Source organism: Lujinxingia vulgaris, assembly GCF_007997005.1.
Classification (GTDB): domain Bacteria; phylum Myxococcota_A; class Bradymonadia; order Bradymonadales; family Bradymonadaceae; genus Lujinxingia.
In genome coordinates this window covers 1-25,206 of the sequence record NZ_VOSL01000145.1, presented here as the reverse complement: position 1 = coordinate 25,206, position 25,206 = coordinate 1, and the positions used below count along the sequence as shown (strand labels likewise).

Below are 25,206 nucleotides of genomic sequence, written 5' to 3'. Positions count from 1 at the left end.
CTAAGTGCTTGATCTAGATCGCTTTTTCGGCGTTCTAATGCCCCTGATAACGCCGGATGGATCAATGATCTCAAGGCCTTAACTCGATCTGGAACCGAGCCTAAGAGGGGGATCGATCGGTGTCAAGCTGCTTCACTGAAAATTCTTCATTGATCGATCGTCTAACGATCACCTTTGATCCATTTACCCTTTAATTTCAAAGAGTTGCAACAACTCCGTCCATATCGTATCGCGAGATTCCTGAAGCTGATGACGGTCATTGACCTCCACCAGACGCACCTCCGGATACACCTCCACGTAACGCCTTGACGAGGCCACCGGCACCGTCGGATCCCGCGTCCCGTGCACGATCACCGTGGGGCACGCCACCTTCGGCCAGGGCTCGTGGGTGCGCGCGTCTTCAATGAAGTTCCAGCTCACAGGTTGCATCCGCTCATCGGGCCCGGGCAGCTTCAACTCCCCCTGCTCCTCCCAGCGCTCCATGCGTTTTTTGCCCACCAGGTACGGCCAGCGCGCCGGCAAATCAAAGCCCGGCGCCAGCAGCAAGAGCCGGTCCACCCTCCCCGGGTTCAGCTGCGCCCAGCGCGCCGCCAGATACCCTCCCATGCTCGAGCCTATCAGCCGCCAGGGCCTGCCGGTGCGCGCCACATCCGCATCGAGCCTGTCCATCACCCGCAACGCCTCGCTGAAGGTCAGCTCGTAAAACGAGGGCACGTTCAAGTCCGGCCGGTGCAGCCCGTAGCCCACCGCCTCCAGCTCCCGCGCCAGATAGCTCCCCATCACCGAGCGTGCGCTCGAGGCAAAACCGTGCAGATAGGCCAGATGAAACGCAGGATCGTTCACATCAACTCCGTATCGAGGCGTCAGACGCGCCAGAATCGACGCTGCGGCGTTCGCTGGCCTCGGACCGCACCGGGGCCGTGTGCGAGTCCAACACGCACCTGCGTGATCCTGGATCGCCAAGGGCCGCCCTTAACAGGAGCGGCCCTTGGTTAAATGCAGGGTGCATGTGGCGAGCGCGCGTTCAGTCCTTGCCAAAGAGCTTGGACATAAACCCGCCTTTTTTCTTCTTCTCGCCAGGCTGCGGAACCGCAAAGGTCGGCGCGGCACCGGGGGCGGGCGGAAGATCATCATCGCCCAGAAGCTCATCGAGGATATCGCCCTTCTTCTCCTCCTCGGGCTCCTTTTTGCTCTCGATCTCGCGCTTGGCGCTGGCCAGGAGCGCCTCAAAGCTATCCGGCTCACCGTCGTCGCTGCTCGTCGCCGAGCTCTCAGCGAGTCCGGCGCCCAGGCTCAGGTTGAGCTCACTCTCCGCTTCGGACTCTTCGTCCATCGAGAGCAACGAGAGGATCTCCTCGTTGGGACCGACGTCCGAGGGCTCCTCACCGAGTTCCAGCTCTTCGGAGTCCGAGACCTCATCAAGCAGAAGTTCTTCGGAGTCCGAGGCCTCATCGAGCTCAAAGGTCCCGGAGTCGGAGACCTCATCGAGCAGAAGCTCCTCGGAGTCCGATTCGTCCACGGGGCTGTCGAGCTCAAAGACCTCGTCGTCGTCATCGGCCATCAGGGCGTCATCAGCCTCATCGGCCTCATCATCGAGCGCGAAGGCCGGGGGTGCAGGTGCGGGCGCAGCCGGCGGCTGAGGAGCCTCCGCTTCGACCGACTCAGCGCCGCCTCCGAAGACGTCTCCGCCGCCCTCTCCACCACCGCCGAAGAAGTCGTCGTCGCCTCCTCCGCCGAAGATGTTATCGAACATCTCGTCGATCTCATCATCGTCGCCGGCGGCGGCAAACATCTCGAACTCGCGCGCGGCCTCTTCGGCCAGCTCATCGCCTTCGAAGGCCATGACCTTGAGGCCACCTTCGGTGCGCTTGAGCGCCCGATCCTCATCGACCGGAGGAGCCGGCGTCGTCTCGGGGATCGCTTCCGGCTCAGCCTCAGCCTCGGCCGGCGCCACGAGCTCCTCCTCGCTCTCATCGTCGGGCACGCCGAAAAGATCGTCGAGCGAGTCCAGCTCCGCCTCCTCCGAGGCCGTCTCGGGCGGCGTGAGCGGCACCTCCGGCTGCTCGGGAGGCTCGACCAGCTGCGGCTCTGAGCCCAGCGCAAGCGCCGCGGCCACCGCCTCCGAGGGATCATTGAGCCCACCGGGCATCGGAATCTCCGGCTCCGAGGCGCCCCCGAAGATCTCATCGCCGGAGGCCGCCGCGCTCTCCGGCGCCTCATCCGGGGCACCAAAAAGGTCGTCGGGGATCTCCGCCTCGGCGGTGTGCTGCTCATCCTGGGAGGCAGGCTCTTCAGCTGGCTCGGACGGCTCGGCCTCCTCGACCGCATGCGCCCCGGAGCCCTCCGTCTTAAAGCGCACGACCTCGTCGACCAGCGCCTTCGACTCCGGGCTGAGCTTGGTGAACTTCACCAGCATGCCCACCGGTCCGGACTCCCCGCCATCCATCCCGCGGATCTGCCGCACCACGCCCTCGCCCAACAGCGCCGAGGTGCCGTCGGCCAGCAAAAACTGGAAGCGCACCGTCGTGCCCACCGGCTTAAGCTTCTGGGGCGACATCGGCACGAACATCCCTCCCGCAGAGATGTAGCGGCCATAGCCCTCTTTGAAGGCTTCAATCGACGGAAATTTTAGCCGCGCACGAATCGCGGAGAAGTTGCTATCGCTCACCGAACTGCCTCGTACCTGCAAGAAGGGTCGGGCGCCTCGCCCATCATGGCAACGGCGCGCACAACCGGGGGTGCGACCTCAATACTGGTAGACGACGCCTACCTTCAGGCCCTGATTCATGTCGAACGCATCCGACTCCGCAAACTCGCTCTCGCCCTGACCGGTGAAGTCGCTGCGCGTGATGCGAAATCCATAGGACCCCGACATAAACAGGTTGTCCATAAACTCGTACACAAACCCAAGCTCTGTGCCAAACCCGTAGCTAAAGGAGTCTGTTCCGAAAACCTCCGCCCCGTTTCGGAAGACGGAGACCGGCGCCACATCCACCCCGGCGGTGACGGCGAACTCTTCCACGATCACCGGCAGCACCAGGCGGGTGCCCACCACCAGCGAGATGACGCTGGTCGAGGGCAGGATGGGGTTTTCGGTGGCGCTGAAGCTGTCGTAACGGGCGCCCAGCTTAAAGCGAAGCTGGCGGTTGGAGTTATCCAGCGGGGAGTCCAGACGATAGATCGCGCCGCCTTCAAGGACCATCGACTGCAGGCTGACGGTCTGCTCGCTCACCCCGGTCTCATCCTCGGTGACGATATTCAGTCCATCGAAGCCGTGGCTGTAGTTGACGTAGAAGCCAGCGGCGACCATCTCGGGGTTGGTGCGCCCGAAGGGGAAGGCTTCCACATCGAGCTCAAAGCCCGGGAAGCTGGCCGACTTGTAGCTGAAGATGGCGCTCTCACCGGCGACCATGAAATCTTTGCGGAACATCCGGCCGTAGCCACGGACCCACAGCCAGTTGCGCGAGAGCGCTTCGAGCAGGGCCTGCTCTTCGGCCGCGGCGCGCCGGCGCATCGCCTCGGGGTCGGCCGAATCGAGATCTTCTTCAACCGGGGCGACCTCGGCGCGGGCCTGGGGCGTCTCCGCCTGCGGCTGCGACTGCTGGCCGGAGTCAGGCTCGGCCTGAGGCGTCTCCGCCTGGGCTTCCTGAGGCTGCGACTCCTGAGGCTGCGGGGCCTGCTGTGCCACCGGCGCGCCTCCGATGCCCAGGAAACGCTCCAGCTCTGCGCGGATCATGCGCGCGCCGGTGCGGTTAAGCCCCTCCTCGCTGCGATCGATGGGGAACTGATGCTCCGGGGTGCCGCTCTCGGCGGTGATGAACTGCACCCGGTACTCCTGGGCGTCGTACTCCACCAGGTGAATCACCACAGCGATGCTGCCGCCGCGCATCACCCACATCATGTCCGACGAGCGCTCGGCGATCCCGTCGATGCGAAACGCGCGGCCCCGCACCTGGTTGGCGAACCAGTCGGCGTCGCGCACATCAAGCCCGCTGATGTCGCGAAGCTCCATGATCAGGCGAGCGGTGCCACCTCCCGGGATCTCGGTGAGGGTCACGCGGGTGGTCTCGTCATCGTCGCCTCGCCCCTGGGCGGTGGCCACGCTGGCCAGCAACATGACTGCCGCCCATGCCAGAATCGCCGCGAGCGTCTGCCAGGATGTCTTCTTGCGCTTCACAATCTTCACGTCTCGACCCCGTCGCCGTGGTTCATCACGCGCGCTCGCCATCGACGAGCCGCCATGTTGGATTCAACACCATCGCGCCCCACCGCCAGACTCTCGGCGAGGGGCGCAGCTCTTAAAATCGATCGATCTCAAACTCATCGAGATCGAAGTCATCCTCCACCGGGCTGGCCTTCTCGCGGCCCTCAAAGCCCTGCCACTGCCCATCACCGCTGGTCGAACCGATGCCGCTGACGCGCAGCGCGAAGTCATCGGGGTTGCTCGACTGAATCAACGCCTCTTCGTAGGTGATGTAGCCGTTCTGCAAAAGCCACATCAGCGACTGGTCAAAGCTCTGCATCCCGTAGTTATCAAAGCCCTTGGCGATCTGCTCGGTGAGCGAGCGCGCGGTGGCTTCTTCCAGAATCATCTCGCGCAGGCGCGCGGTAGAGAGCATCACTTCCACCGCCGGCACCCGCCCCTTGCCATCGGCCCGCGGCACCAGGCGCTGAGAGACCACCCCGCGGTAGAGGTTCGCAAACTGGTAGCGCGCCTGATCGCGCATATGCGGCGGAAAGGCCGTCACGATACGGGTGACCGCCTCGGCCGCATCCACCGTGTGCAAGGTCGACATCACCAGGTGGCCGGTCTCGGCGGCGGTCATCGCGATCTCGATCGTCTCCAGATCGCGCATCTCCCCCATCATGATCACGTCCGGATCCTGACGAAGCGCCGCCTTGAGCGCGCGGGCAAAGGTGTTGGTGTCGTTGCCGATCTCGCGCTGGTTGATGATGCTGCGCTTATCGCGGATCAAAAACTCAATGGGGTCTTCAATCGTGATGATGTGCGAGGTGCGCGTCTGGTTGATGTAGTCGACCATCGAGGCCAGCGTCGTGGACTTACCGCTGCCCGTGGCCCCGGTCACCAGAATCAGCCCGCGGCGCTCCTCAGCCAGGGTGCGCACCGCGTCGGGAAGCAAGAGCTCCTCGATCGAGGCGACCTTAAAGGGGATGACCCGGAAGACCATCCCGATCGAGCCGCGCTGCTGAAAGACGTTGACGCGAAAACGTCCCACCCCGGGCACCCCGTAGGAGAGGTCGATGTCGAGGGTCTCCTGGAACTGCTCGCGCTGAAAACGCGCCATGATATCGGAGGCCATCTTCCCGATCTCTTCGGGGCTCAAGCGCCGCGCTTCGCGCAGCGGTAACAACGCCCCGTCGATCCGAAAGATCGGCGGAAGCCCCGCCTTGATATGGATGTCGCTGGCCCCGCCTTTGACGGCGATCTGCAAGATCTTATTGAGGTCTTGATTGCTGCTCATCGCCCTGGTCCTGGTGCTGCGCCCGACGGCGTGAAAACTCCCCCCGAAGAAGCTCACTGACGCCCGGCGCGCTGGCTCTGACCGCATGACGCGGCCGACGCTTAATTACGCCCTGTGTTCGTGTTGACGCCGCGTCTGCTGCATCGAGAGCACCGCGACCTGCGCTGCAAAGCCTCGACGATGCAAAAGCATCGCCCGCGTTTTGCGCCTTGTCCGCGTCGCTCTCGATCTCGCATCCAGCGACATCAACTTCTCCTCACGGCGTAGTGAAGTACGGGGAAACTGGCGCGATTGTGGCATGCCGGCCGGGTAAACTCAACCCGCCATCTGGCAAGTCAGCCGCCCCTGGGAGCCACAAAAAAAGCGACCTCCCCTTATCGGAAAGGCCGCTTTTGACCGACGCTCTACGCGCCGGTCTTCTTGCGCACACTCGCAGATGCCGTTCAGGCCTCGGCGGCCTCTTCGGCGACCTTCGGCGGCGCCATGCCGTAATGCTCGCGGATCTTGGCCTCGATCTCGGCCTCGATCTCCGGGTTATCGAGCAGGAACTGCTTGGCGTTCTCACGCCCCTGCCCCAGACGATCATCGCCGTAGCTGTACCAGGAGCCGGCCTTGTCGATCACGCCGATCTCCGAGCCCAGGTCCACCAGATCGCCCTGACGGCTGATGCCCTGGCCGTACATGATGTCGAACTCGGCCTCTTTGAAGGGCGGCGCGACCTTGTTCTTGACCACTTTAACCCGGGTGCGGTTACCGGTCAGATCGGTGCCGTCCTTGATGGCGCCGATGCGGCGGATGTCCATGCGCACCGAGGAGTAGAATTTGAGCGCGTTACCACCGGTGGTGGTCTCCGGGTTGCCGAACATCACGCCGATCTTCATGCGGATCTGGTTGATGAAGATCACGCACGTGCGCGACTTGGCGATCGTGCCGGTGAGCTTACGCAGCGCCTGGCTCATCAGGCGCGCCTGGAGGCCCATGTGCGAATCCCCCATCTCGCCCTCAATCTCAGCGCGCGGGGTGAGCGCGGCCACCGAGTCGACGACCAGAAGGTCGATGGCGTTGGAGCGCACCAGCATGTCCACGATCTCCAGGGCCTGCTCACCGGTGTCGGGCTGGCTGACCAGCAGCTCTTCGATGTTCACGCCCAGGGCCTGGGCGTATTTGACGTCGAGGGCGTGCTCCGCGTCGATAAACGCCGCCACACCACCGGCGCGCTGCGCGGCCGCAAGGGCGTGCAGCGTCAGCGTGGTCTTACCGGAAGACTCCGGCCCGTAGATCTCCACGACGCGGCCGCGCGGGTAGCCCCCCACGCCCAGCGCGATATCCAGCGAGATCGAGCCGGTGGAGATCGGGTTCTCCACGCGCACCAGCGTATCGTCGGTGCCCAGACGCATGATCGAGCCCTTGCCGAACTGCTTCTCGATCGCCTTAACCGTCAGGTCCAACGCCTTATCTTTGTTGCTCTTATCGTTCGACATATCGCTATCTCCAAGAGTGGCCCCCCAACCTCCATGGCTGGCGAGCGAAGTCTGAATCGGTCTGCTGACGAGGTCGGGCTCCCCTGCACACCCGAGCACTAAACACGTGTATAGTCACCCCGACGGTCCCCGTCAATAGTCTTAACGGCTCGCGATACGATCATAAATACAACCAAACTCCTTCCCGGCCGCACGTTTATTATCGTTCGCTGCACAGAGATCTTTCCGAAAATTTCAAAAAAAATGAGCGCGCCTTATTCAGGCGCGCTCTCCAATCCCGACTTCGAGCTTAAACCACGCGGGATTCCTGCGCGCGCGGCGGCCATGCCTCTCAGCTCAATCGCACCGACTTCCGACCAAACAACCGCTCGATCGACATCAACAACCCGTCGGTGGGTCGGGTCGCAAAGTCCACCGGCAGCACCACCTGAGCCTCGCCAACGCCCTGGGCGGTCTGTTTTTTGAAAACGAGCGTGGTGCGGCAGTGACCGGAGTTGGCAGCGAGCACCTTCTGAAGCTCTTTGAGCTGGCCGTTGGTCACCTGCTCCACGCCGATCTCCACGATCACCTGGCGCACCTTCGACTCGCGCTCCGACTCCAGCGTCGAGGCCGACTCCAGGCGGATGCGGCGAGTGCGGTTTTCCGGATCGCCCTCCTCCTGGATCTGACCTTTGATCAGGAGCGGCTCGCCACTTTTGATGACCTCTTCAGCCTCGGCGTAGACCGAGCTAAAGGCGATCGCCTCAATCTCACCGGTCTTATCTTCGATGGTGATAAAGCCCATGCGCCCGTCGCCGCTCTTGAGCGGCACCTCGCGCATCGCGCTGACCACACCGGCCACCGCCACGTTGGCGCGGTTTCTCAGCGAGCTGTTCGTCATCAGCTCATGGGTGCTCGACGCCCCGTAGAGCCCCAGCTCGCTCTCAAAGCGGTCGAGCGGGTGGCCGGTGACGTAGAAGCCCAGCAGCGTCTTCTCATTCTCCAGAAGCTCGCGGTCGTTCCAGGCGGGGCACTCCGGATAGCTGTCGTCGAGCACCTCGTCGCGCACCTCCTGGGCCATCATGCCGAAGAGGCTGGACTGGCCCACGGCCTTGTCGTGCTGGGCCTTCTGGCCACGCTCCACCGCGGTATCGATCGCCGCAAAGATCGAGGCGCGGGTCGCGCAGATCTCGCCAATGTACTGCTCGGTGATCGCCGGCCCGATGGAGTCGAACGCCCCGCTTTTGACCAGCGCCTCAATGGTGCGTTTGTTGATCTTCTTGAGATCAACGCGGCTGCAGAAGTCATAGAGGTTCTCAAAGGCGCCGCCCTTAGCCCGCTCCTCCAGGATCACCTCGATCACGCCGGCCCCCACGCCTTTGATGGCCGCAAGCCCGAAGCGGATCTTCTGGTCGACAACGCTAAAGTCGAGCAACGACTCGTTGACGTCGGGGGGCATCACCTCGATACCTAAGCCCTTGGCCTCGTTGATAAAACGCACGATCTTGTCGGTGTTGTCGCGGTCGCTGGTCATCAGCGCCGCCATAAACTCCACCTGGAAGTGCGTCTTCAGGTACGCGGTCTGGTAGGTGATCAGACCGTAAGCCGCCGAGTGCGACTTATTGAAGCCGTAGCCCGCAAAATAGGCCATCAGGTCGAAGATGTCGGAGGCCTTCTGCTCGTCGACCTCTTTTCCGAGCGCGCCCTCCACAAAGATCTCTTTTTGCTGGGCCATGACCTCGGGCTTCTTCTTGCCCATGGCTCGGCGCAGCAGGTCGGCGCCCCCCAGCGAGTAGCCCGCCATGACCTGGGCGGTCTTCATGACCTGCTCCTGGTAGACCATGACCCCGTAGGTGGGCTTGAGCACGTCTTCAAGCCAGGGGTGCGGGTACTCGACCTGTTTTCTGCCGTGCTTGCGGTCGATGAAGTCATCGACCATGCCGCTGCCCAGCGGGCCCGGGCGGTAGAGCGCCACTGCAGCGATGATGTCTTCAAAGCAGTTGGGCTTGAGCTTTTTCAGAAGCTCCTGAAAGCCCGAGGACTCCAGCTGGAAGACGCCGGTGGTGTTGCCGGCGGAGATCAGCTTAAAGACCTCCGGATCATCGAGCGGAATGGCGTTGAGATCAAAACGCTCTTCGCCTCGCGCCTCACGCTGCTGGTTGATGAGCTTGATGGCGTCCTGCAACACCGTCAGGGTCTTCAGGCCCAGGAAGTCAAACTTGACCAGGCCGGCTTCTTCGACCTCGTTTTTGGCGTACTGGGTGACAAGTTCGCCGTTGGCGCCGCGGCAGATCGGCACGAAGTCCCAGAGCGGAGTCTCCGAGATCACGATGCCGGCGGCGTGCATGCCCGCCTGGCGGTTGAGATTCTCCAGTGAGAGGGCGATGTCGAAGAGGGTGTCGACCCGCTCGTCTTCTTCGCAGAGGTCGCGCAGGCGTTTTTCCTGGTCGAGGGACTCCTGCAGCGAGATGCCCAGCACATCCGGCACAAGTTTGGCCAGGCGGTCGGTCTCCCCGTAGCTGAAGTTGAGCGCGCGCCCCACATCCTTGATCGCCGCGCGGGCTTTGAGCTGACCGTAGGTCACGATCTGACCCACGTTATGGTAGCCGTACTTCTCGGTCACATAGTCGATGACCTCCCCGCGGCGGTTCATGCAGAAGTCGATGTCGAAGTCCGGCATCGAGACGCGCTCCGGGTTGAGGAAGCGCTCAAAGAGAAGATCGTAGGGCATCGGATCGATGTCGGTGATGCGCATCGCGTAGGCCACGAGACTGCCGGCACCGGAGCCTCGCCCCGGGCCGACCGGGATATCGTGCTCATGCGACCAGGCGATGAAGTCCCACACGATCAGAAAGTATCCGGGGAAGTCCATCTGGCAGATGATGCCGATCTCCACCTCCAGGCGCTCCTCATACTCCGGGCGGTCGTAGCTCACGCCCAGCGCGTCGAACTCCGCAAAACGCTCCTCCAGGCCGGCGCGGGCCACGTGGCGAAAATACTCGTGGATGATCGTCTTGGAGTCCGCCCCCTCGTGCTCATCCCGAAAGGACTGCGGCACGTCGTACTGCGGCAAGAACACCTCGCCGAGCGGGATCTCCAGATCGCACATCTCGGCGATGCGCACCGTGTTTTCGCAGGCCCGGGGGATGTCGGCAAAGGCCTCGTACATCTCCTCGGCGCTGCGCACGTAGAGCTGGTCGACGCCGTGCTCCATGATGCGGTCGATATCCACGGTCTTGCCCAGCTGAATGCACATGAGCACGGCGTGGGCGCGGGCATCTTCGCGATCGAGGTAGTGGCAGTCGTTGGTGGCGACGAGCTCAATGTCGAGCTCGCGCCCGATCTCCACCATTGCCTGGGTGCACTTGCGCTGCTCCGGCAGCGCGTTGTCCATGACCTCCAGGTAATAGCGGTCTTTGCCGAAGACCTCGCGGTAGCGCGCGGCGACCTCGCGGGCGGCTTCCAGATCGCCGCGGAGGATGTGCTGGTTGACCTCCCCGCCCAGGTCACCGGAGAGGCAGATGATGCCCTCATTGCGCTCGGCCAGAAGCTCAAAGTCGATGCGCGGCAGGCCGGTGCGCGCGTGCTGGCCGTTTAGCCAGCCCATCGAGTTGAGGTACATCAGATTTTTGTAGCCGGTGAGGTTCTGCGCCAGGAGCGTCAGATGGTAGCTCTTGGGCTCTTTGGACTCTTCGTAAGGGTGAGATGTCATGTACATCTCAACGCCGATGATCGATTTGACGCCGGCCTTCTTCGCGGCCTTCTGAAAGTCCACCGCCCCGTACATGTTGCCGTGGTCAGTCATCGCCACCGCGCTCATCCCCTGCTCGGCGACGCGGCTCATCAACTTCGGGATGCGGATCGCTCCGTCGAGGAGGCTGTACTGGGTGTGGACGTGCAGGTGAACGAAGTCAGACATCGGCAAAACCTGGCAAAAATCACGGAAAGCTCATCGGAGTGCGGCGCCTCTCGGCATCGGCGCGGATGATACTCCCCGGCCTCCAGAGGCGTAAAGGACCGGGTGGGACTCCGACCGGGGCGCCGCGAGTAACGATCGTGTCGTCATCGAAACTCGCCGGGATCGGCACGACAAGGCCGGTCTGCGATCGCAGAGCGCACCAAAACGAGACGAGGCGATCGAGCTCCGCTCGACCGCCTCAATGAGCGCCCACATCGCGCTCCGACAGACCTTTCGGGCTCCGGGCCCGCTACTCGGCGGCCTGCGCCTCCGCCGGCTCCTCACCGCGGAGCTTATCGGCCAGAAGATCGCGGGCGATGTCCATGAAGTCGCGCTCGGTGATGATCCCCACGAGCTTCTCCCCGTCGACCACCGGCAAACACGAGATGCGCTTCTCACCCATGATGCGAATCGCATCCAGGGTGAGGGTGTCGGGGGTGACCGTGATAACGTTGCGCTCCATGATCTGGCTCACCGGCACCGGCTCCTCATCGCGCAGCGCGCCGCTGCCCAGAAGTCGCATCATCGTGCGACGCGTCACAAGGCCCACCAGGCGATGCTCGTTATCCTCGACGGGCACATGGCGCAGGTGCTGCCAGTCCATCACGCTGGCCACCAGATCGATGAGCTCGCCATCGTTCACCGTGATCAGATCGGTGGTCATGTACTGGGAGACTTTCAGGTAGTTATCGCGCCAGGTGGTACGTTCTTGCACCGAGGCCAGCGGCCAGGTGTGCACCGGTTCGTTGGCCTCCTGGCGACGCACGGTGGCGGCGGTCAGCGCGCTGAGCTTCTCACCCGCGGTCAGGCTGCTTCCCAGCTCGGAGTAGGACTGCAAGAGCCAGCTCGCGCCGGTGCGGCGGGTTGAGACGCGATCCTCGATGATGCCCATGTAGCGATCGATGTCCTGCTGGCGGATGCCATGGCGAGTGAGCGCCTCGCGGGAGAGCGGCAGGAGCGTCGACTCGATGATCTCGCGCACCGTGCCCGACTTGCCGTCGAGCCAGGTCATCGGAGCGTCGAGCCCGTGGCGCGCAGCCGCAAAGAAGTTGTGACGCGCGTCATCGAAGTTCATCTTCTCGCGCATATCGCCGTAGGCGTCGACGACGCCGGCCATCATCCCGAACCAGAAGGCCGCGTTGGCCACCTCGTCGGCCGGGGTGGGGCCGGCCGGCAATACGCGGTTCTCAATGCGCAGGTGCGGGCGCCCCTCGCTGATGCCGTAGCAGGGGCGGTTCCAGCGGTAGACCGTGCCATTATGCAAACACAGCGCCTTCAATCCGGGCACGCGGCCGGCGGCCAGCGCCTCAAAGGGATCTTCATCGAGCTCGGTGGCGAAGAGCAGGCGGAAGCGGGCGATGTCTTCGCGGAAGATCTCCAGGACCGAGTCGTCGATCCATTTGGTGCCAAAGGTCACCCGCGGGTTTAAGTCACGCATATGGTGGCGGGTAGGCCGGGTGTCGATGGACTGCTCCAATAGCGCGATGCGCGTCTCATGCCAGAGGCGCTTTCCGAAGAGCAGCGGGCTGTTGGCCGCCAGCGCCGTGACCGGCGCGGCCACCACCTGGGCCACATTGTAGAGCTTGGCGAACTCCTCGGGCCCCACCTGAAAGTGCACCTGAAAGGAGGTGTTGCAGGCCTCGAGCATCACCGAGTCGTGTTTGACGATGAACTCGTCCTGACCCTTGATGTAGAACTCATAATCGCCGCCGCGCAGGCGGCTGAGCGCATCATTGAGGATGCGGTAGCGGGGGTTGGGCGTCATCGAGTCCAGCCCCAGGTCGCTCTTCTGCAGGGTGGGCAGGATGCCCGCCAACGCCACGTGGCCTTTGTCTTCGGCGAGCACGTGACGGACCTTGTCGACGAGCTCCACGATGTCGTCTTCCATCTTGCCCAGGCAGTCGTCACCGAAGACACGGGGCTCGAGGTTAAACTCCAGGTTGAACTGCGCGAGCTCGGTGGTGAAGCGCTTATCGTTGATTCGCTCCAGCGCGCGCATCGCCAGCGGTGCAGGGCGATACGAGCTGTCGAGCAAAAAGAGCTCCTGCTCGGCGCCGATGCGGCGGATGCCGCTCTCGATCATGCCCTCATCGAGCATCTTCTCCAGCGCTCGAACATCGCCCAGCAAGCGGCGCATAAAGTGGCGGAGTTGATCTCCACCGACCATGCCTTTGACGTCGTGTTCACCCATTGCGACGAACTCCACGGGGGGTCTGCGTTTGTGATCTGGTAACAACCACACTAGCCCACACCTTCCCCCGGATAAAGGCGATATCGCCTGCAAAGGCGCGAAATATGGGGAAGATCGCGCATTTTACCCCCGAAATGTGAAAAAAATGACGCAGCGCGCCAACGCTCAGCGCGCGGCGGCCTCGGCAGCCAACTTCCGAAGATCGGCCTCCGAGTGCAGACCCGAGCTCGACGTCACCACTCGCCCCTCCCCGTCCACGACCACAAGGGTGGGCACCGCGCGCACCTTAAAGCGCGCCCGGGCCGGGCCCTCATCGAGGAGCGTGGGGAGCGTCAGGCCGTTGTAGTCGAGGTAGGTCGCCACCAGCGCCTCGCGATCGTCGGTGGGATCGTCGGTGTTCACCGAGAGCACCGCCGCCTCAAACTCCGGGTCGTCGGCCAGGCGCTGAAGCGTGGGCATCTGCTCGCGGCAGGGCGGGCACCAGGTGGCCCAGAAGTCGATGAGCACCACCTGGCCGCGGTAGTCCCGAAGATCCACCACCTCGTCCGCGCCCAACATCGGCAGGGAGAGCTCCGGGGCGGGCTGCCCCGGGCGCAGCCCGGCGGAGGGCCCCCAGAGGTTCCAGGCGTTGACCACAAGGAGCGTCACGACCACCAGGCCGATCAGCGTGGAGAGGGCCATGTTTTTCTTGTCGAGGGGAGGCGCGCCGGCGGGGATCGCGTCGACGCTCGCGGCGTCTTCCGGGCGGCCCGGGGGCGTGCCGGGGCTGGGCTCGCTCATGGCTGAACCTCGGGAGTCGGCTGGATGTTGGCCTTGTGCGCGGGGATCACCTGCTTGAGCGCGTCAAAACGCGCGTTGGGCGTGGTGTAATAGCCTTCGGTGCCCTGCCGCAGCACCGCGATATTATCTTCATGCCACAACGAGACGTAGGGAAGCTCGCGGGCCAGGATCTGCTGCACCTCGCTGTAGATGGCGCGGCGCTTATCGGGGTCGGTCTCTTTGTCGCCGGCCTCCAGCAGCGCGTCGATGCGCGCGTTGCGGTAGGCGCCGCGGTTGGCGCCGGCGGCGCGGTTATCTGGCGAGGGGATGTTGTCGGAGTGAAAGATCCAGCGGTAGAGGCTGGGCTCCAGCACCGAGGGCCACTGCAGGGTGGTCATGGCGAAGTTGCGGCTGCGCACGTCATGAAAAAAGGTGCCCCACTCGTAGGAGCGCACCCGCACGGCAATCCCCACCTCGCCAAGCTGCTGGGCGATGAGCTCGGCCATGGAGCGGCGAAACTTGCTGGCGGAGATCTTAAAATCCAGCTCAAAGCGCACCCCGTCTGCGCCGGGCGCGTAGCCCGCCTCATCGAGGATCTGGCGGGCGCGATCCGGGTCGAACTCAAAGCGCTTCACATCCTCCTCGTAGGCCCAGTGCTCCGGAGCGAGCATGCCGGTAGAGAGGCGCGCAGCACCGCGAAACTTGTGTTTAATGATCGCCTCACGATCAATGGCATGCGCGATCGCCTCCCGCACACGCTGATCCTTTAAGATCTCGTGCTCCAGGTTGAAGGCCAGGTAGGTGTATTTGAACGAGGGCGTGCTCATCGTCTGGAGGCGATCGGAGTCTTCGACCACCGGGAGCATCAGCGGCGCGACGGCGTTCTGCACAAGGTCGGCGGTGTTGCCGAGCAGCGCGAGCAGGCGAGCGTTATCGTCGCGTACGACCTTAAAGACGAGGCGGTCGATGGCCGGGCGCCCCTCAAAATAGTCATCGAAAGCGCGCAGCTCCACGCGCATATCGCCCTGCTGCGACACAAAGGCAAAGGGGCCGGCGCCGAGCGGCGCGCCCGGGCACTCCTCAAAGCCTGCGCACTGGTGGCGCGGCACAATCCCCAGCGCCATATCGCTCATGAAGGGGGCGTGCGGCTCTTTAAGCGTGATGACAAAGCGCCGCGCATCGAGCACTTCAAAGGTCTCAATGCGGCGAGTGAGGCCGGCAAAGGGGGAGCGCACAAGCTCGCTGTCGAGCTCCATGTAGGTGTACTCGACGTCGGCCGAGGTCACCGGGGTGCCGTCGTGAAAGAAGATGTCGTCGCGCAGCTCCACCTCATAGCGCACTGGCGAGGTCTGCTCGATGGTGCGGGCAAGTCGCAGCTCACGGTCACCGTTGGCGGTGTCCAGGGAGACGAGCCCGGCGTGCAGCAGGCCCACGATTTTGGCGCTGGAGTCGCTGGTGGCAAAGCGCGGGTCGAGGCCTTTGGGTGAGGCATCGAGGATCACCACAAAGGCGTCGCCCTCATCGACCTGCTGCGAGCAGGAGGGGCAGGCGCTTACGCTGAGGCAGAAGGCCAGCAGCACGAGCGCCAGTAGCGCCCGACGCACAAAGCGAAACGGGGAGATGCGCATGAAGGGAGACTCGCAACGTGGACGGTGGCGGGCGCCGGGTGCGCCGGAGCTCACGCTTGGAGCGAGCCGGCGGTGTGATCAAAGGGGCGCGCCGCGCGGGGTGCGCGAGCCTCGAAGATACGCAGGGCGATGCTGAGGGTCAAACTCCGCCGGCGTGCTCCACCTCCGGCTGGCGGCTGGCCCCGAAGGCCCAGGCGGCGACCACCAACGCCGCCAGAAAGAGGAAGGTCAACACCGAGCCCAGCGCGAAATTCAAGGCGAGGTAAGGCGTGATGGCCGCCAGCAAAAAATTCGCGCCAAAGCTCACGCGCAGCCCGCGGCGAAGGCGCATCGCGCGGTCGGGATGAATCCAGCCGACAAGGCGGGCGCTCTCCAGGGCCACTTTGGCGCCGAGCCCGAAGAGCACCGCCAGGCCCAGGGCGATCAGGGTGTAGCGCACCACCAGGGCGCTTGTCGCTCCCAGCCCTCCCGACGCCCAGGCCGGTGAGGCCAGGCCCATCACCGCCAAAAACGAAGCTGTTCTTAGAAGAGTGCGACGCCCCGCTCCCGATGCTCGTCGTCTGCCCATGCCACTGCCCTCGTCTCACCGCGTCCAGCCTTCATCGCCCGCAGGCGCTCCCACCCACAACCTTATTCAAATGTTGTGCCACAGCCGCCGGAGGGCAACGTTACGGCTTGCACAGTGTGGCGAGCGCGGCGCGCCGGCGACGATGCGGAGTAGGTTTTGACCAGGATCGGCAGATCCTTACAGCGCCTGGCTCAGGGCTGCGGGCTCTGCTACTCGCCATCCTGCGGCGCCCCCCCATCTTCGCCCTCTTCACCGCCTTCTGCTGCATCGTCCGCCTCGGCGTCGGCGCTCGGATCGAACTTCACCGAACCCAGGCGCGAATCGAGCTCGGTGAAGAACTCCTCGATGTTGCGGGCGTTCTGGCCGAAGTCGCCCTTCCCCACCCGGGAGGCGCTGCGCACGTTGACCTGGCTGACAAACTCGGTGACCGGCTCGACGCGGATCGTGATGTCATCGACAAAGCCCAGACGCGTGCGGCGCTCGGCGGCGAGTTGGCGGCGAGCCTCGTCTTGCTCGACGAGTGTCCAGCGCTCCAGGGCTTCGACGCTGGCGGCCGACTCGCGCAAAATGCGCTCGGGCTCGGTCGAGTAATAGCCCGGCTGCACCTCGGGGTACTCCGGGGTCTTGCCGGTCTCCACCACGTTGATCATCGGCCACATGCACGCGCTGACGAGCATCAGGAGCACCAGAACCCCGGCGAGAGAGCCGGCGGCGATAAAAAGTTTTCGTTTCATGTCACATCCGAGACGACCGTCATCACTTCTTCAAAGGTCGTGAGGCCTTGAGCGAGTTTTTTGATGGCGCATTCGCGCAGCGACATCATGCCGTTGGCGCGTGCGGCTTTGCGAATCTCCGGGGCGCTGGCGCGTTTGGCGATGAGCTGACGTACCGTCTCATCGACCGGTAAGAGCTCGAAGATCGCTGTCCTTCCGAAGTAGCCGGTGCCCCGGCATTTGACACACCCCTCACCATACCACATCGGCAGGCTCTGGGAGCTTCGGGGCGGGAGCTTGATCTGCAAGAGCTCCACCTGCTCGGCGCTCAGCGTGCCCTGGACCTTACAGCGTGGGCAGATCGTGCGCAGAAGACGCTGGGCCATCACCCCGACCATGGTCGACGCCATCAAAAAGGGCTCGACCTCCATATCGATGAGCCGGTTGATGGCCGAGGGGGTGTCGTTGGTGTGCAGGGTCGAGAAGACCAGGTGGCCGGTGAGCGCGGCCTGGGTGGCCATCGACGCCGTCTCCCCATCGCGGATCTCGCCGACCATAATAATGTCGGGATCCTGGCGCAGGATGGTGCGCAGCGCGGTGCTAAAGTCCACGTCGATGCGTCGCTGCACCAGCACCTGGTTGAACTCCTCGTAGACCATCTCGATGGGGTCTTCGACGGTGGTGATGTTGACGTCGGGCCCGGCCAGCTCGCGCAGCGTGGAGTAGAGCGTGGTGGTCTTACCGCTGCCGGTGGGGCCGGTCACGAGGATCAGGCCGTGGGGGCGGTTGATGAAGTTTCGCCAACGCGTCAGATCATCTTTGTAGAAACCGATATGATCGAGGTTCTGAATCAACGCCTGCGGATCGAAGACGCGGATGACGGCTTTTTCGCCAAAGGCGACCGGCAGGGTGGAGACGCGCAGCTCTACCTCGCGTCCGGCGCGCTCGGTCTTGATGCGGCCGTCCTGGGGGCGGCGTTTCTCGGCGATGTCCATGCGCGCGAGCATCTTCACGCGGCTGATCAGCGCGGCGTGAATGGCGCGCGGAAACTCATAGACCCCGTGCAAGACCCCGTCGATGCGCAGGCGCACCACCGTGCGATCGCGTTTGGGCTCCAGGTGAATATCGCTGGCGCGCTGATCGAAGGCATAATGCAGCAGGTACTCCACCGCGTTGACGATCGGGCGGTCGGTGGCCTCAATATCGCCCACATCTTTGAGGCGAATGAGCTGCTCGAGGTTGCCGATGTCGATGCCGATGGAGAGCTCTTCCTGGGCGGCCGAGATCGAAGATCGCAGCCCGTAGACCTCGGTCACGATGCGCAGGATGTCGCTCTTGGGGCTGACCACGATGCTGAGCTCACCGGGGATCAGTGTGTGCAGCTCGTGGAGAAGCTGCCGGTCGTAAGGGTTGTCAACCGCGATGATGGTGCGGCCCTCCTCGCGACGCAGCGCCACGCAGCTGTGACGGCGCGCAAAGGGCTGGCTCATCGTGCGGGCGATGAGCTCCATGTCGAGCTCCAGCGGGTCGGGCTTCTCAAAGGGAAGCCCGGCGTCCCTGGCCAGCGCGGCCATGATGGCGTCTTCGTCAAGGAGATCGCCGGAGGGTTGGCGAAACTCCAGCTGGGCGATCACCTCGGCCGGGGTGACCTTGTAGCTTGCGCGTCGGCGCCCGGCCTGGTCGGCTTTGGCCTTGAGCAGCCCGTGGCGCACCACCGCCTCCTGCTCCACCGCGCGGCGGGCCTGCTCCTGGTTGAGCAGCCCCTGGGCCATGAGCGCCTGGGAGAGGTGACGCACTGAATAATCGACAACGGAGGTGGGTCCGACCATAGGGTGTCTGCCTGGTGTTCTGGCCCTTTTGAAGCGCCGGTGACGCGGGCGCTGGAAGCGGCCCGGCTGCCATCCTAAGATGAAGCGTGCCCGGGAGCAAAAATCCTCCCGGCCACGACGATGTTCGCTTGTTTTGCGGGCCTCCGGGCCCTTTCTACCGAAGATCCCACCTTGATGACCTCTGTACGCCCCATCGCCGCCCTGCCCCTGGCGAGCCTGCTGATGCTGCTGAGCGCCTGCCCCGCGCCGCTTGAAGAGCGCCCGGCCGAGCAGGAGCCGAGCGCCATCTGCGAGGCCCATGACCTGGATCCGGGGCCGGGCTACGCCCGGCGCCTGACCCATCAGGAGTACATCTGGAGCATCCACGATATTCTGGGTGTGGATTTGAGCGCCTGGCGCGAGAGCCTGCCGCGGGAGTCGTATGTCGACGGTTTTAAGAACACCGCCTGGGGGCTGACCGTCTCGGGCCGGCACATAGAGGTGTACGCCCACCTGGCTGGCGAGGCCACCGCCGCGCTCTCGAGCGACCACCGGTGGTTGCGCCAGCTCAGCGTCTGCGAAGAGACCGCCGAGCGCTGCGCCCGCACCTTCGTCGAGGAGGCCGGCCTGGAGCTCTTTCGCCGTCCCCTGAGCGACGATGAGACGCGGCGCTTTGCCGCACTCTTCGCGCAGAAACCGTCGCCGCAGGTCGGCGCCCGGCTGGTGATCGAGGCGATGTTGCAGGCCCCGCACTTTCTCTACCGATTGGAGAGCGACCGCAGCGGGGGCGCGCTTGGCACCGCCGCGCTCAAAGATGCCGGGGCGCTTCAAGGAGCACTGGCCGACGAGGGCCTCACCGCCCCGCTGAACTTGAGGCCCGGCACCTACCGGGTGAGCGTTCAGCTGGCCAATGAGGCGCCCTACCCCATCGTCGCGAGCCTGAGTGTTGGCGATGAGCGCCGTCGTGAGCGCGTGGCGCCCTTTCGCACCGCGCGCCTGAGCCTGCAGCTTGAGCAGCAGCGCGCCGAAGATGTCTCATTGCGACTGAGCGCCGAACCCGAAGCCCGTTTTACCGGCGCTCCGGTTGCACCTCGGGTGATCCACGTGGAGGTGCTCGGCCCGCTCACCTCCCGGGTCAACACCGGCGCCAAGCCCACCTATGAGGTTCGCGCGCTGACGGGCTTTGAGATGGCCAGCCGCCTCGCGTACTTCATCTGGCACTCCGCCCCGGATCGTGAGCTGCTCGACGCCGCGGCCGTCGGCGAGCTCGATGACGCTGAAGGCGTCGCCCGGTGGGCCAGGACAATGCTCGCTGACCCACGTGCTCGCCGCGCCTTTAAGAGCTACCTGGCCGAGTGGCTGCACCTCGACACGCTGGCCACCGTGGAGCGCAGCGCGGAGCGTTTCCTGGACTTCTCCGATGCGCTCATCGACGATATGCGCCTGGAGATCGAGAACTTCTCGCAGGCCATCGCTTTTGATGATCAGGCCGACTGGCTCTCGATCTTCGACGCGCGCTTCAGCTTCCTGACCCCGCGCCTGGCCGCCTATTACGGGCTGGAGGCCCCCGCAGACCCCACCGCGCCCACCTACTTTGGCGACGAAAGCCCGCGCGGCGGCCTGCTCACTCAGGGGGCGCTGCTCACAGCGAGCACCAGCAACGACACAACCTCGCCAGTCAAACGCGGCATCTTCGTGCGCGAGCGTTTCCTCTGCCAGTCGGTGCCCTCACCGGCGTCGAACGCGGTGATGCAGGCCGCGCCGAATACCGAGGGGATGAGCACCCGCGAGAGGTTGCAGCGCCACAGCGATGATCCCTCCTGCAACTTCTGCCACCGCGCCGCCGACCCCATTGGCTTTGGCCTGGAGGCTTTCGACGCCACCGGGCGCTACCGCACCGTCGATGACACCGGGCACCCGCTCGATGTGCGCGGCGCCATCACACGCAGCCCCTATGAGCGCGACACGCTGCATTTTGAGGGCGCCCGCCAGCTGGGTGAACTTCTGGCAAACAGCGAGGACGCGGAGCGCTGCATGGTCGAGCAGATGTATCAGTACGCCCTGGGCCGACCTGCTGGCGAGTTCGACCAGTGCACCCTCAACGCCATCATTGATGAGGCGCGCAGCCAGGGGCGCTCCTACACCGACATCATCGTGGCGATCGTATCGAGCGATGCGTTTCGCCATGTTCGCCAACACCGCTACGACGGAGGTGCGCGATGAGCCACGACCGGAAGATGACACGGCGGGCGTTTTTGCGGGGCGCGGGTACCCTGGCCATCGGGCTTCCCTTTGTTGCGGCGCTCGGCGGGGATGCTGTCCTGGGCCATCGGCTGCTGCGGGCGAGTGAGGCGTCGGCGGAAGTGCCGCGACGGCTGATCACCTTCTTTTTTGCCAACGGATGCCCTCCCGAGCTCTGGCTCCCCGAGAGCCCCGGGCCGCTGAGCGAGCTCACGGGGGTGCTCGCGCCACTGGAGCGGGTGCGCCACCGCCTGGCGCTTATCTCGGGCCTGAGCGACCCGGCGGGTAAGGAGGGCTCTGGCGACGATCATAGCCGCGGCAGTGGCGCGTTTGCGGTGGGGGCGTCCAATCCTTTTCAGGATCACGATGTGGTCGATCAGTACGGCAAACGCTATGCGAACTCCGCCGGCGGCCCCTCGCTCGAGCAGGTCGCGCTGCAGCACCTTCGCCCCCAGACCACCCTGCCTTCGCTGGAGCTCGGCGTGATGCGCGGCGCGCCCAAAACGCGCACCTACCACGTCAAATCCTGGCGAGGCGTCAATCAACCCAACCCGCCGCTCTTAAACCCGCTGGACACCTTTCATCGGCTCTTCGGTCACGATCCCAACGCCGCCCCCGACGACCGGGAACGGGCGCGCCGGCAGAGCATCCTCGATACGGTGCTGCCGGAGTACCACCGCGTCATCAGCGATCGCTACGGGCTCGATCCCTTGAGCCGCGCGCAGATCTCCGACCACCTCGATCAGCTCCGCCAGCTGGAGCGACGCGCGCAGCGTCACGACCACCAGATGCGCGCCCAATGCCTGCAGCCCGACCAGCCCGCCTCCTACGCCGAGACGCGCTACTCAGAGTACGCCGAGGTCTTTCGGCTGCAGGCCGACCTCCTGGCCACGGCGCTGCGCTGCGACCTGACGCGCTTTGTGAGCTTTACGCTGGGCGCCGGCGGCGAAGACTTCTTTCTGGCCGGCACCCAGGCCGCCCACCACGAGCTGGGACACCGTTACAACGCCCGGCCCGACAACGACTTCTCCACCTACACCCTCTTCCAGATGACGATGCTCGCCGAGCTTTTGGAGCGCCTGGACGCCCCGGAGTTTCGCGAGGCCAACGGGGAGACGATTCTTGGGAACTCCCTGCTGCTGGCGGGCACGGAGATCTCCAACCCTTCCACGCATAACCACGATGAGATGTTTTATCTGGTGGCGGGCGGCTCGTTTGCCGCGCGCACCGGGTATCATCACCGCGTGAGCGACGGGCGCTCCCGTGCGGTCAACGATCTTTACACCGCGTGCCTGGGAGCGATGGGGATTGAGACGCGCGTCTTCGGGGATGCGCGCCACTGTAGCGAGCCGCTTAACCTGGGTTGAGGGTGACCCACGGTCGTCTTTTGGGTGACCCACGGTCAACTTTTGCCCGACCCACGGTCGCTGTAAATCGGACACTTTTGGGTGACCCACGGTCACCTTTCAATCGACCTACGGTCGTCTTTGGCGCGACCCACGGTCACCGCAAACCGGACATTTTTGGGTGACCCACGGTCAGCTTTCAATCGACCCACGGTCAACTTTTGCCCGACCCACGGCCCCTGTAAATCGGACACTTTTGGGTGGCCCACGGTCACTTTTCAATCGACCCACGGTCGTCTTTGGCTCGACCCTCGGTCACCGCAAACCGGACATTTTTGGGCGACCCACGGTCACCTTCAAAACGACCGACGGTCACCTTAGCACGGTCACCTTAGCAAAGGGTTGGGGCCGAGGCGCAGGTGGCTAGATTTAAGGGTGTTCGCCCATTCTGACGTCCCATAGCTGCCGGGGAGGCACCCATGACGCATCTGCATGAGCACCATCACGATGACGGCCACAAGCACGGGCCGGGCTGCGGGCATATCGCCATCGAGCATGAGGGGCACGTCGACTACCTCCACGACGGTCACCTTCATCACCCGGAGGGGGGCGATATGGTGGAGGAGCACCGCATTGAGGTGACCGACATCAACCCCAACCGCTGCACGCCCTACCACCGCTGCGGTGCGCACCCTCCCGACCATGTGCACGGGCCGGGCTGCGGGCATGAGCCGGTGCCCCACGGCGACCATATCGACTATCTGGTCGACGGGCACCTGCATCACCCCCACGGCGACCACTGCGACAACCACGGCCCGATCGAGGTTGTGGACGAGGAGTGACGCTCATTTTCGGATGGCGCGCGCGCTCAGGGGATCTTCGGGCCAGGGGTGTTTGGCGTAGCGCGCGCGCAACTCTTTTCGCACCTCCGGGTAGGTGCGCTCCCAGAAGCCGGCCAGATCGTCGGTGACCTGCTGGGGCCGGTAGTTAGGCGCGAGCAGGTGCAGGAGCACGGCGATCTGGCCGCGGGCCACGCGCGGGGAGTCGCTCCAGCCAAAGACCTCCTGGATACGCACTGCCAGCACCGGCGGGGTGTCCAGACTGTAGTCGAGGCGAATGTGGCTGCCGGAGGGGACTTCCAGCCGGGGCGGAAGCTCCTCGTCGAGCAGCCGGCGCTGCTCGCGGTTTAGATACGCACCGAGCTGGCCGCTGAGGCTCAGGCCCCGAAGTTGAGCAAAGGTGCGCTTGCCCCAGCAGACCTGCTGCCAGATGGCCTGCTCGGGGTCGCCGCGGCGCGCGTCCAACATCAGCTGCGGAAACTCGGCCTCCTGGAACCAGCGGCGCGCGCACTCCCAGCGCAGCAGAAACTGGGCCTCGTCGGTGTTGAGCCCGAAGGCCGCCACCACATCGTCGAGCGCGTGCTCCAGCAGGCAGGCCGTAACCTCCGAAGGATCGGCGTGTTCGGCCACGGAGGCCACCTGGCGCTCCAGGGCGATGCCGTCGAAGAGGCGCTGGCGCTCGGCCATCACCCGCTGGCGTTCGCGATCGAAGTCGACCACCACCCGCTCCACAAAGCGCTCGGGGAAGGCGTCTTCGAGCCACGCAATCTCCACGGTGGAGGCCATCCGAATCAGCCCGCGGCTCTGCACCCCACCGACGGCATCGCGCGCCCGGGTGCGGCCGCCGATCGAGGCTGCGACCACCACCGGGGCCTCTCGCACCACGCTCTCGCGCGCCAGCGCCAGGGCTTCGCCGCCGACCATCACAAAGCGCCCCTGCCCCTCTTCGCGCCGAAAGGCGATGCGGTCGGGGTACGCGCTGAGCAGCGTGCGCAGCGCGTCCTCCTCATCGCCGGCGTCGTTGCGGGGAGCAGCGCCGGCGGCCTTCAGAAGTTGGTCGCGCACCTCCGCCACCCGGCGCGCCCCGCCCTGATGCACACGCACGCCAACCCGCCGCGCGGCCGCTCCGCTGCCACGGGCGGCGTCGTCCAAAAGCTCCGCGCGCAGCAGCACATCGCTCGCGGCAGCCGGCGCATCGGGTGCGACCGAGGTGACGAAGTCGCGCTCTGCTAAGATCGCCGCCATCGCGCATGCGATTGCCGACGTCCCGCGCCGCTCCCCCTCAATGAGCATCCGTCCCAGACGCGGGTGCAGCGGAAGATCGAGGAGACGGCGGCCCAGATCGCTTAAGCGAAAGTCGTCGGCCTCCAGCGCTCCGAGCTGGCGGAGAAGATCGATCGCCTGGCCCAGCGCGACCTCCGGAGGTGGCTCAAACCAGCCAAAGTCGCGCGGGTCGGCGCCGCTCCAGGCCACGATCTCCTGCACCACCGTGGCAAGCTCGACCCGCTGCAGCTCCGCGTCATCGTAAGGCGCCATGCGATGCTCAAACGCCCGTGTCCACAGCCGCAACGCGCGTCCCGGTCGCACTCGCCCCGCCCGGCCGGCGCGCTGGTTGGCCGAGGCAAGGCTCACGTGCTCAAGCACCAGCTCGTCGAGCCCGCTGGCCGCCGAGCTGCGCATCGTGCGCACCTTTCCCGAGTCGATCACCAGCGTCACCCCCTCGATGGTCAGGGAGGTCTCCGCGATATTCGTCGAGCAGATGATGCGCCGGGCGCCGCCTGGCGAGAGCGCCCGATCCTGCTCCTGGTTTGGCAGCGCCGAATAGAGCGGAAAGCAGCGGATGCCCTCATGGGGCGCCCAGCGCTCCAGGGCCGAGAGGCAGCGGTGAATCTCGGCCTGACCCGGCAAAAAGATGAGGATATCGCCGCCGTCATCAGCCGCGCTGCCCACATGGCGACGCACAGCGCGGGCGGCCTCAAACTCCACGCGATCGTCAGGAGGTTGCTCCAGGTAGTCGACCGCCACCGGAAACGTGCGCCCCTGACTTTTGACCACCGGCACGCTCAAGAACTCGGCGATGGGCGTGGTGTCGATGGTCGCCGACATCACCACGACCTTCAGATCGTCGCGCACATGCTGAACTTCCCGCAGAAAGGCGATGGCCAGATCGCTGTGCACGCTGCGCTCGTGAAACTCGTCGAGGATCACCACG

The 25,206-nt window shown here is 64.7% G+C and carries 16 protein-coding genes; 3 read left to right on the top strand and 13 right to left on the bottom strand.

Going from position 1 to position 25,206, the window contains the following annotated elements; all coding sequences use genetic code 11:
- Nucleotides 1-183 precede the first annotated feature (183 nt).
- The 12 genes from FRC96_RS20075 to FRC96_RS20020 form a co-directional block, all read right to left on the bottom strand.
- Nucleotides 184-843, bottom strand: a complete 660-nt coding sequence (locus FRC96_RS20075) for an alpha/beta hydrolase (protein ID WP_146977248.1) — start codon at nucleotides 841-843, stop codon at nucleotides 184-186.
- 181 nt (nucleotides 844-1,024) lie between these two features.
- Complete coding sequence (locus tag FRC96_RS20070) at nucleotides 1,025-2,668, bottom strand: PilZ domain-containing protein (RefSeq protein WP_146977247.1); 1,644 nt, start codon at nucleotides 2,666-2,668, stop codon at nucleotides 1,025-1,027.
- Nucleotides 2,669-2,746: 78 nt separating this feature from the next.
- Nucleotides 2,747-4,186, bottom strand: a complete 1,440-nt coding sequence (locus tag FRC96_RS20065) for a hypothetical protein (protein ID WP_146977245.1) — start codon at nucleotides 4,184-4,186, stop codon at nucleotides 2,747-2,749.
- Nucleotides 4,187-4,298: 112 nt separating this feature from the next.
- On the bottom strand, nucleotides 4,299-5,483 hold the full coding sequence (locus tag FRC96_RS20060; RefSeq protein ID WP_146977243.1) for a type IV pilus twitching motility protein PilT: 1,185 nt from the start codon (nucleotides 5,481-5,483) through the stop codon (nucleotides 4,299-4,301).
- 443 nt (nucleotides 5,484-5,926) lie between these two features.
- Nucleotides 5,927-6,964 carry a recombinase RecA gene (gene recA, locus FRC96_RS20055; protein WP_146977241.1) on the bottom strand — a complete coding sequence of 346 codons (1,038 nt, stop codon included), beginning with the start codon at nucleotides 6,962-6,964 and terminating at the stop codon, nucleotides 5,927-5,929.
- Nucleotides 6,965-7,295: 331 nt separating this feature from the next.
- Entirely contained in the window at nucleotides 7,296-10,862 is a 3,567-nt protein-coding gene (gene dnaE, locus FRC96_RS20050; protein ID WP_146977240.1) for a DNA polymerase III subunit alpha, read from the bottom strand.
- A 289-nt stretch (nucleotides 10,863-11,151) separates the two neighbouring features.
- Nucleotides 11,152-13,092 (bottom strand): CBS domain-containing protein, encoded by a 1,941-nt coding sequence (locus tag FRC96_RS20045; protein WP_146977238.1) that lies wholly within the window; start codon nucleotides 13,090-13,092, stop codon nucleotides 11,152-11,154.
- Between the two features lie 165 nt (nucleotides 13,093-13,257).
- Nucleotides 13,258-13,872, bottom strand: coding sequence for a TlpA family protein disulfide reductase (locus FRC96_RS20040; RefSeq protein ID WP_146977237.1), 615 nt, complete (start codon nucleotides 13,870-13,872; stop codon nucleotides 13,258-13,260).
- Nucleotides 13,869-15,479 carry an ABC transporter substrate-binding protein gene (locus FRC96_RS20035; protein ID WP_146977235.1) on the bottom strand — a complete coding sequence of 537 codons (1,611 nt, stop codon included), beginning with the start codon at nucleotides 15,477-15,479 and terminating at the stop codon, nucleotides 13,869-13,871. The genes FRC96_RS20040 and FRC96_RS20035 overlap by 4 nt, the downstream gene beginning before the upstream one ends.
- 139 nt (nucleotides 15,480-15,618) lie before the next feature.
- On the bottom strand, nucleotides 15,619-16,047 hold the full coding sequence (locus tag FRC96_RS20030) for a hypothetical protein (RefSeq protein WP_146977233.1): 429 nt from the start codon (nucleotides 16,045-16,047) through the stop codon (nucleotides 15,619-15,621).
- Nucleotides 16,048-16,256: 209 nt separating this feature from the next.
- Nucleotides 16,257-16,781, bottom strand: coding sequence for a DUF1499 domain-containing protein (locus FRC96_RS20025; RefSeq protein WP_146977231.1), 525 nt, complete (start codon nucleotides 16,779-16,781; stop codon nucleotides 16,257-16,259).
- The gene (locus FRC96_RS20020) at nucleotides 16,778-18,589 is read right to left on the bottom strand and encodes a GspE/PulE family protein (RefSeq protein WP_146977230.1); all 1,812 of its coding nucleotides are present in this window, start codon (nucleotides 18,587-18,589) and stop codon (nucleotides 16,778-16,780) included. Before FRC96_RS20020 ends, FRC96_RS20025 begins: the two co-directional genes overlap by 4 nt.
- 174 nt (nucleotides 18,590-18,763) lie before the next feature.
- On the opposite strand from FRC96_RS20020, the gene FRC96_RS20015 reads away from it, so the two are divergent.
- The 3 genes from FRC96_RS20015 to FRC96_RS20005 all read left to right on the top strand — a co-directional run bounded on the left by FRC96_RS20015 (nucleotide 18,764) and on the right by FRC96_RS20005 (nucleotide 22,997).
- A complete protein-coding gene (locus tag FRC96_RS20015; RefSeq protein WP_230470509.1) occupies nucleotides 18,764-20,791 on the top strand; it encodes a DUF1592 domain-containing protein in 2,028 nt (675 codons plus the stop codon).
- Nucleotides 20,788-22,176, top strand: a complete 1,389-nt coding sequence (locus FRC96_RS20010; RefSeq protein ID WP_146977226.1) for a DUF1552 domain-containing protein — start codon at nucleotides 20,788-20,790, stop codon at nucleotides 22,174-22,176. Before FRC96_RS20015 ends, FRC96_RS20010 begins: the two co-directional genes overlap by 4 nt.
- A 458-nt stretch (nucleotides 22,177-22,634) precedes the next feature.
- Nucleotides 22,635-22,997, top strand: coding sequence for a hypothetical protein (locus tag FRC96_RS20005; protein ID WP_146977225.1), 363 nt, complete (start codon nucleotides 22,635-22,637; stop codon nucleotides 22,995-22,997).
- Between the two features lie 3 nt (nucleotides 22,998-23,000).
- On the opposite strand, the gene hrpB is transcribed toward FRC96_RS20005, so the two are convergent.
- Nucleotides 23,001-25,206 (bottom strand): ATP-dependent helicase HrpB (gene hrpB / locus FRC96_RS20000; RefSeq protein ID WP_146977223.1); only part of this gene is annotated, 2,206 nt, incomplete at its 5' end.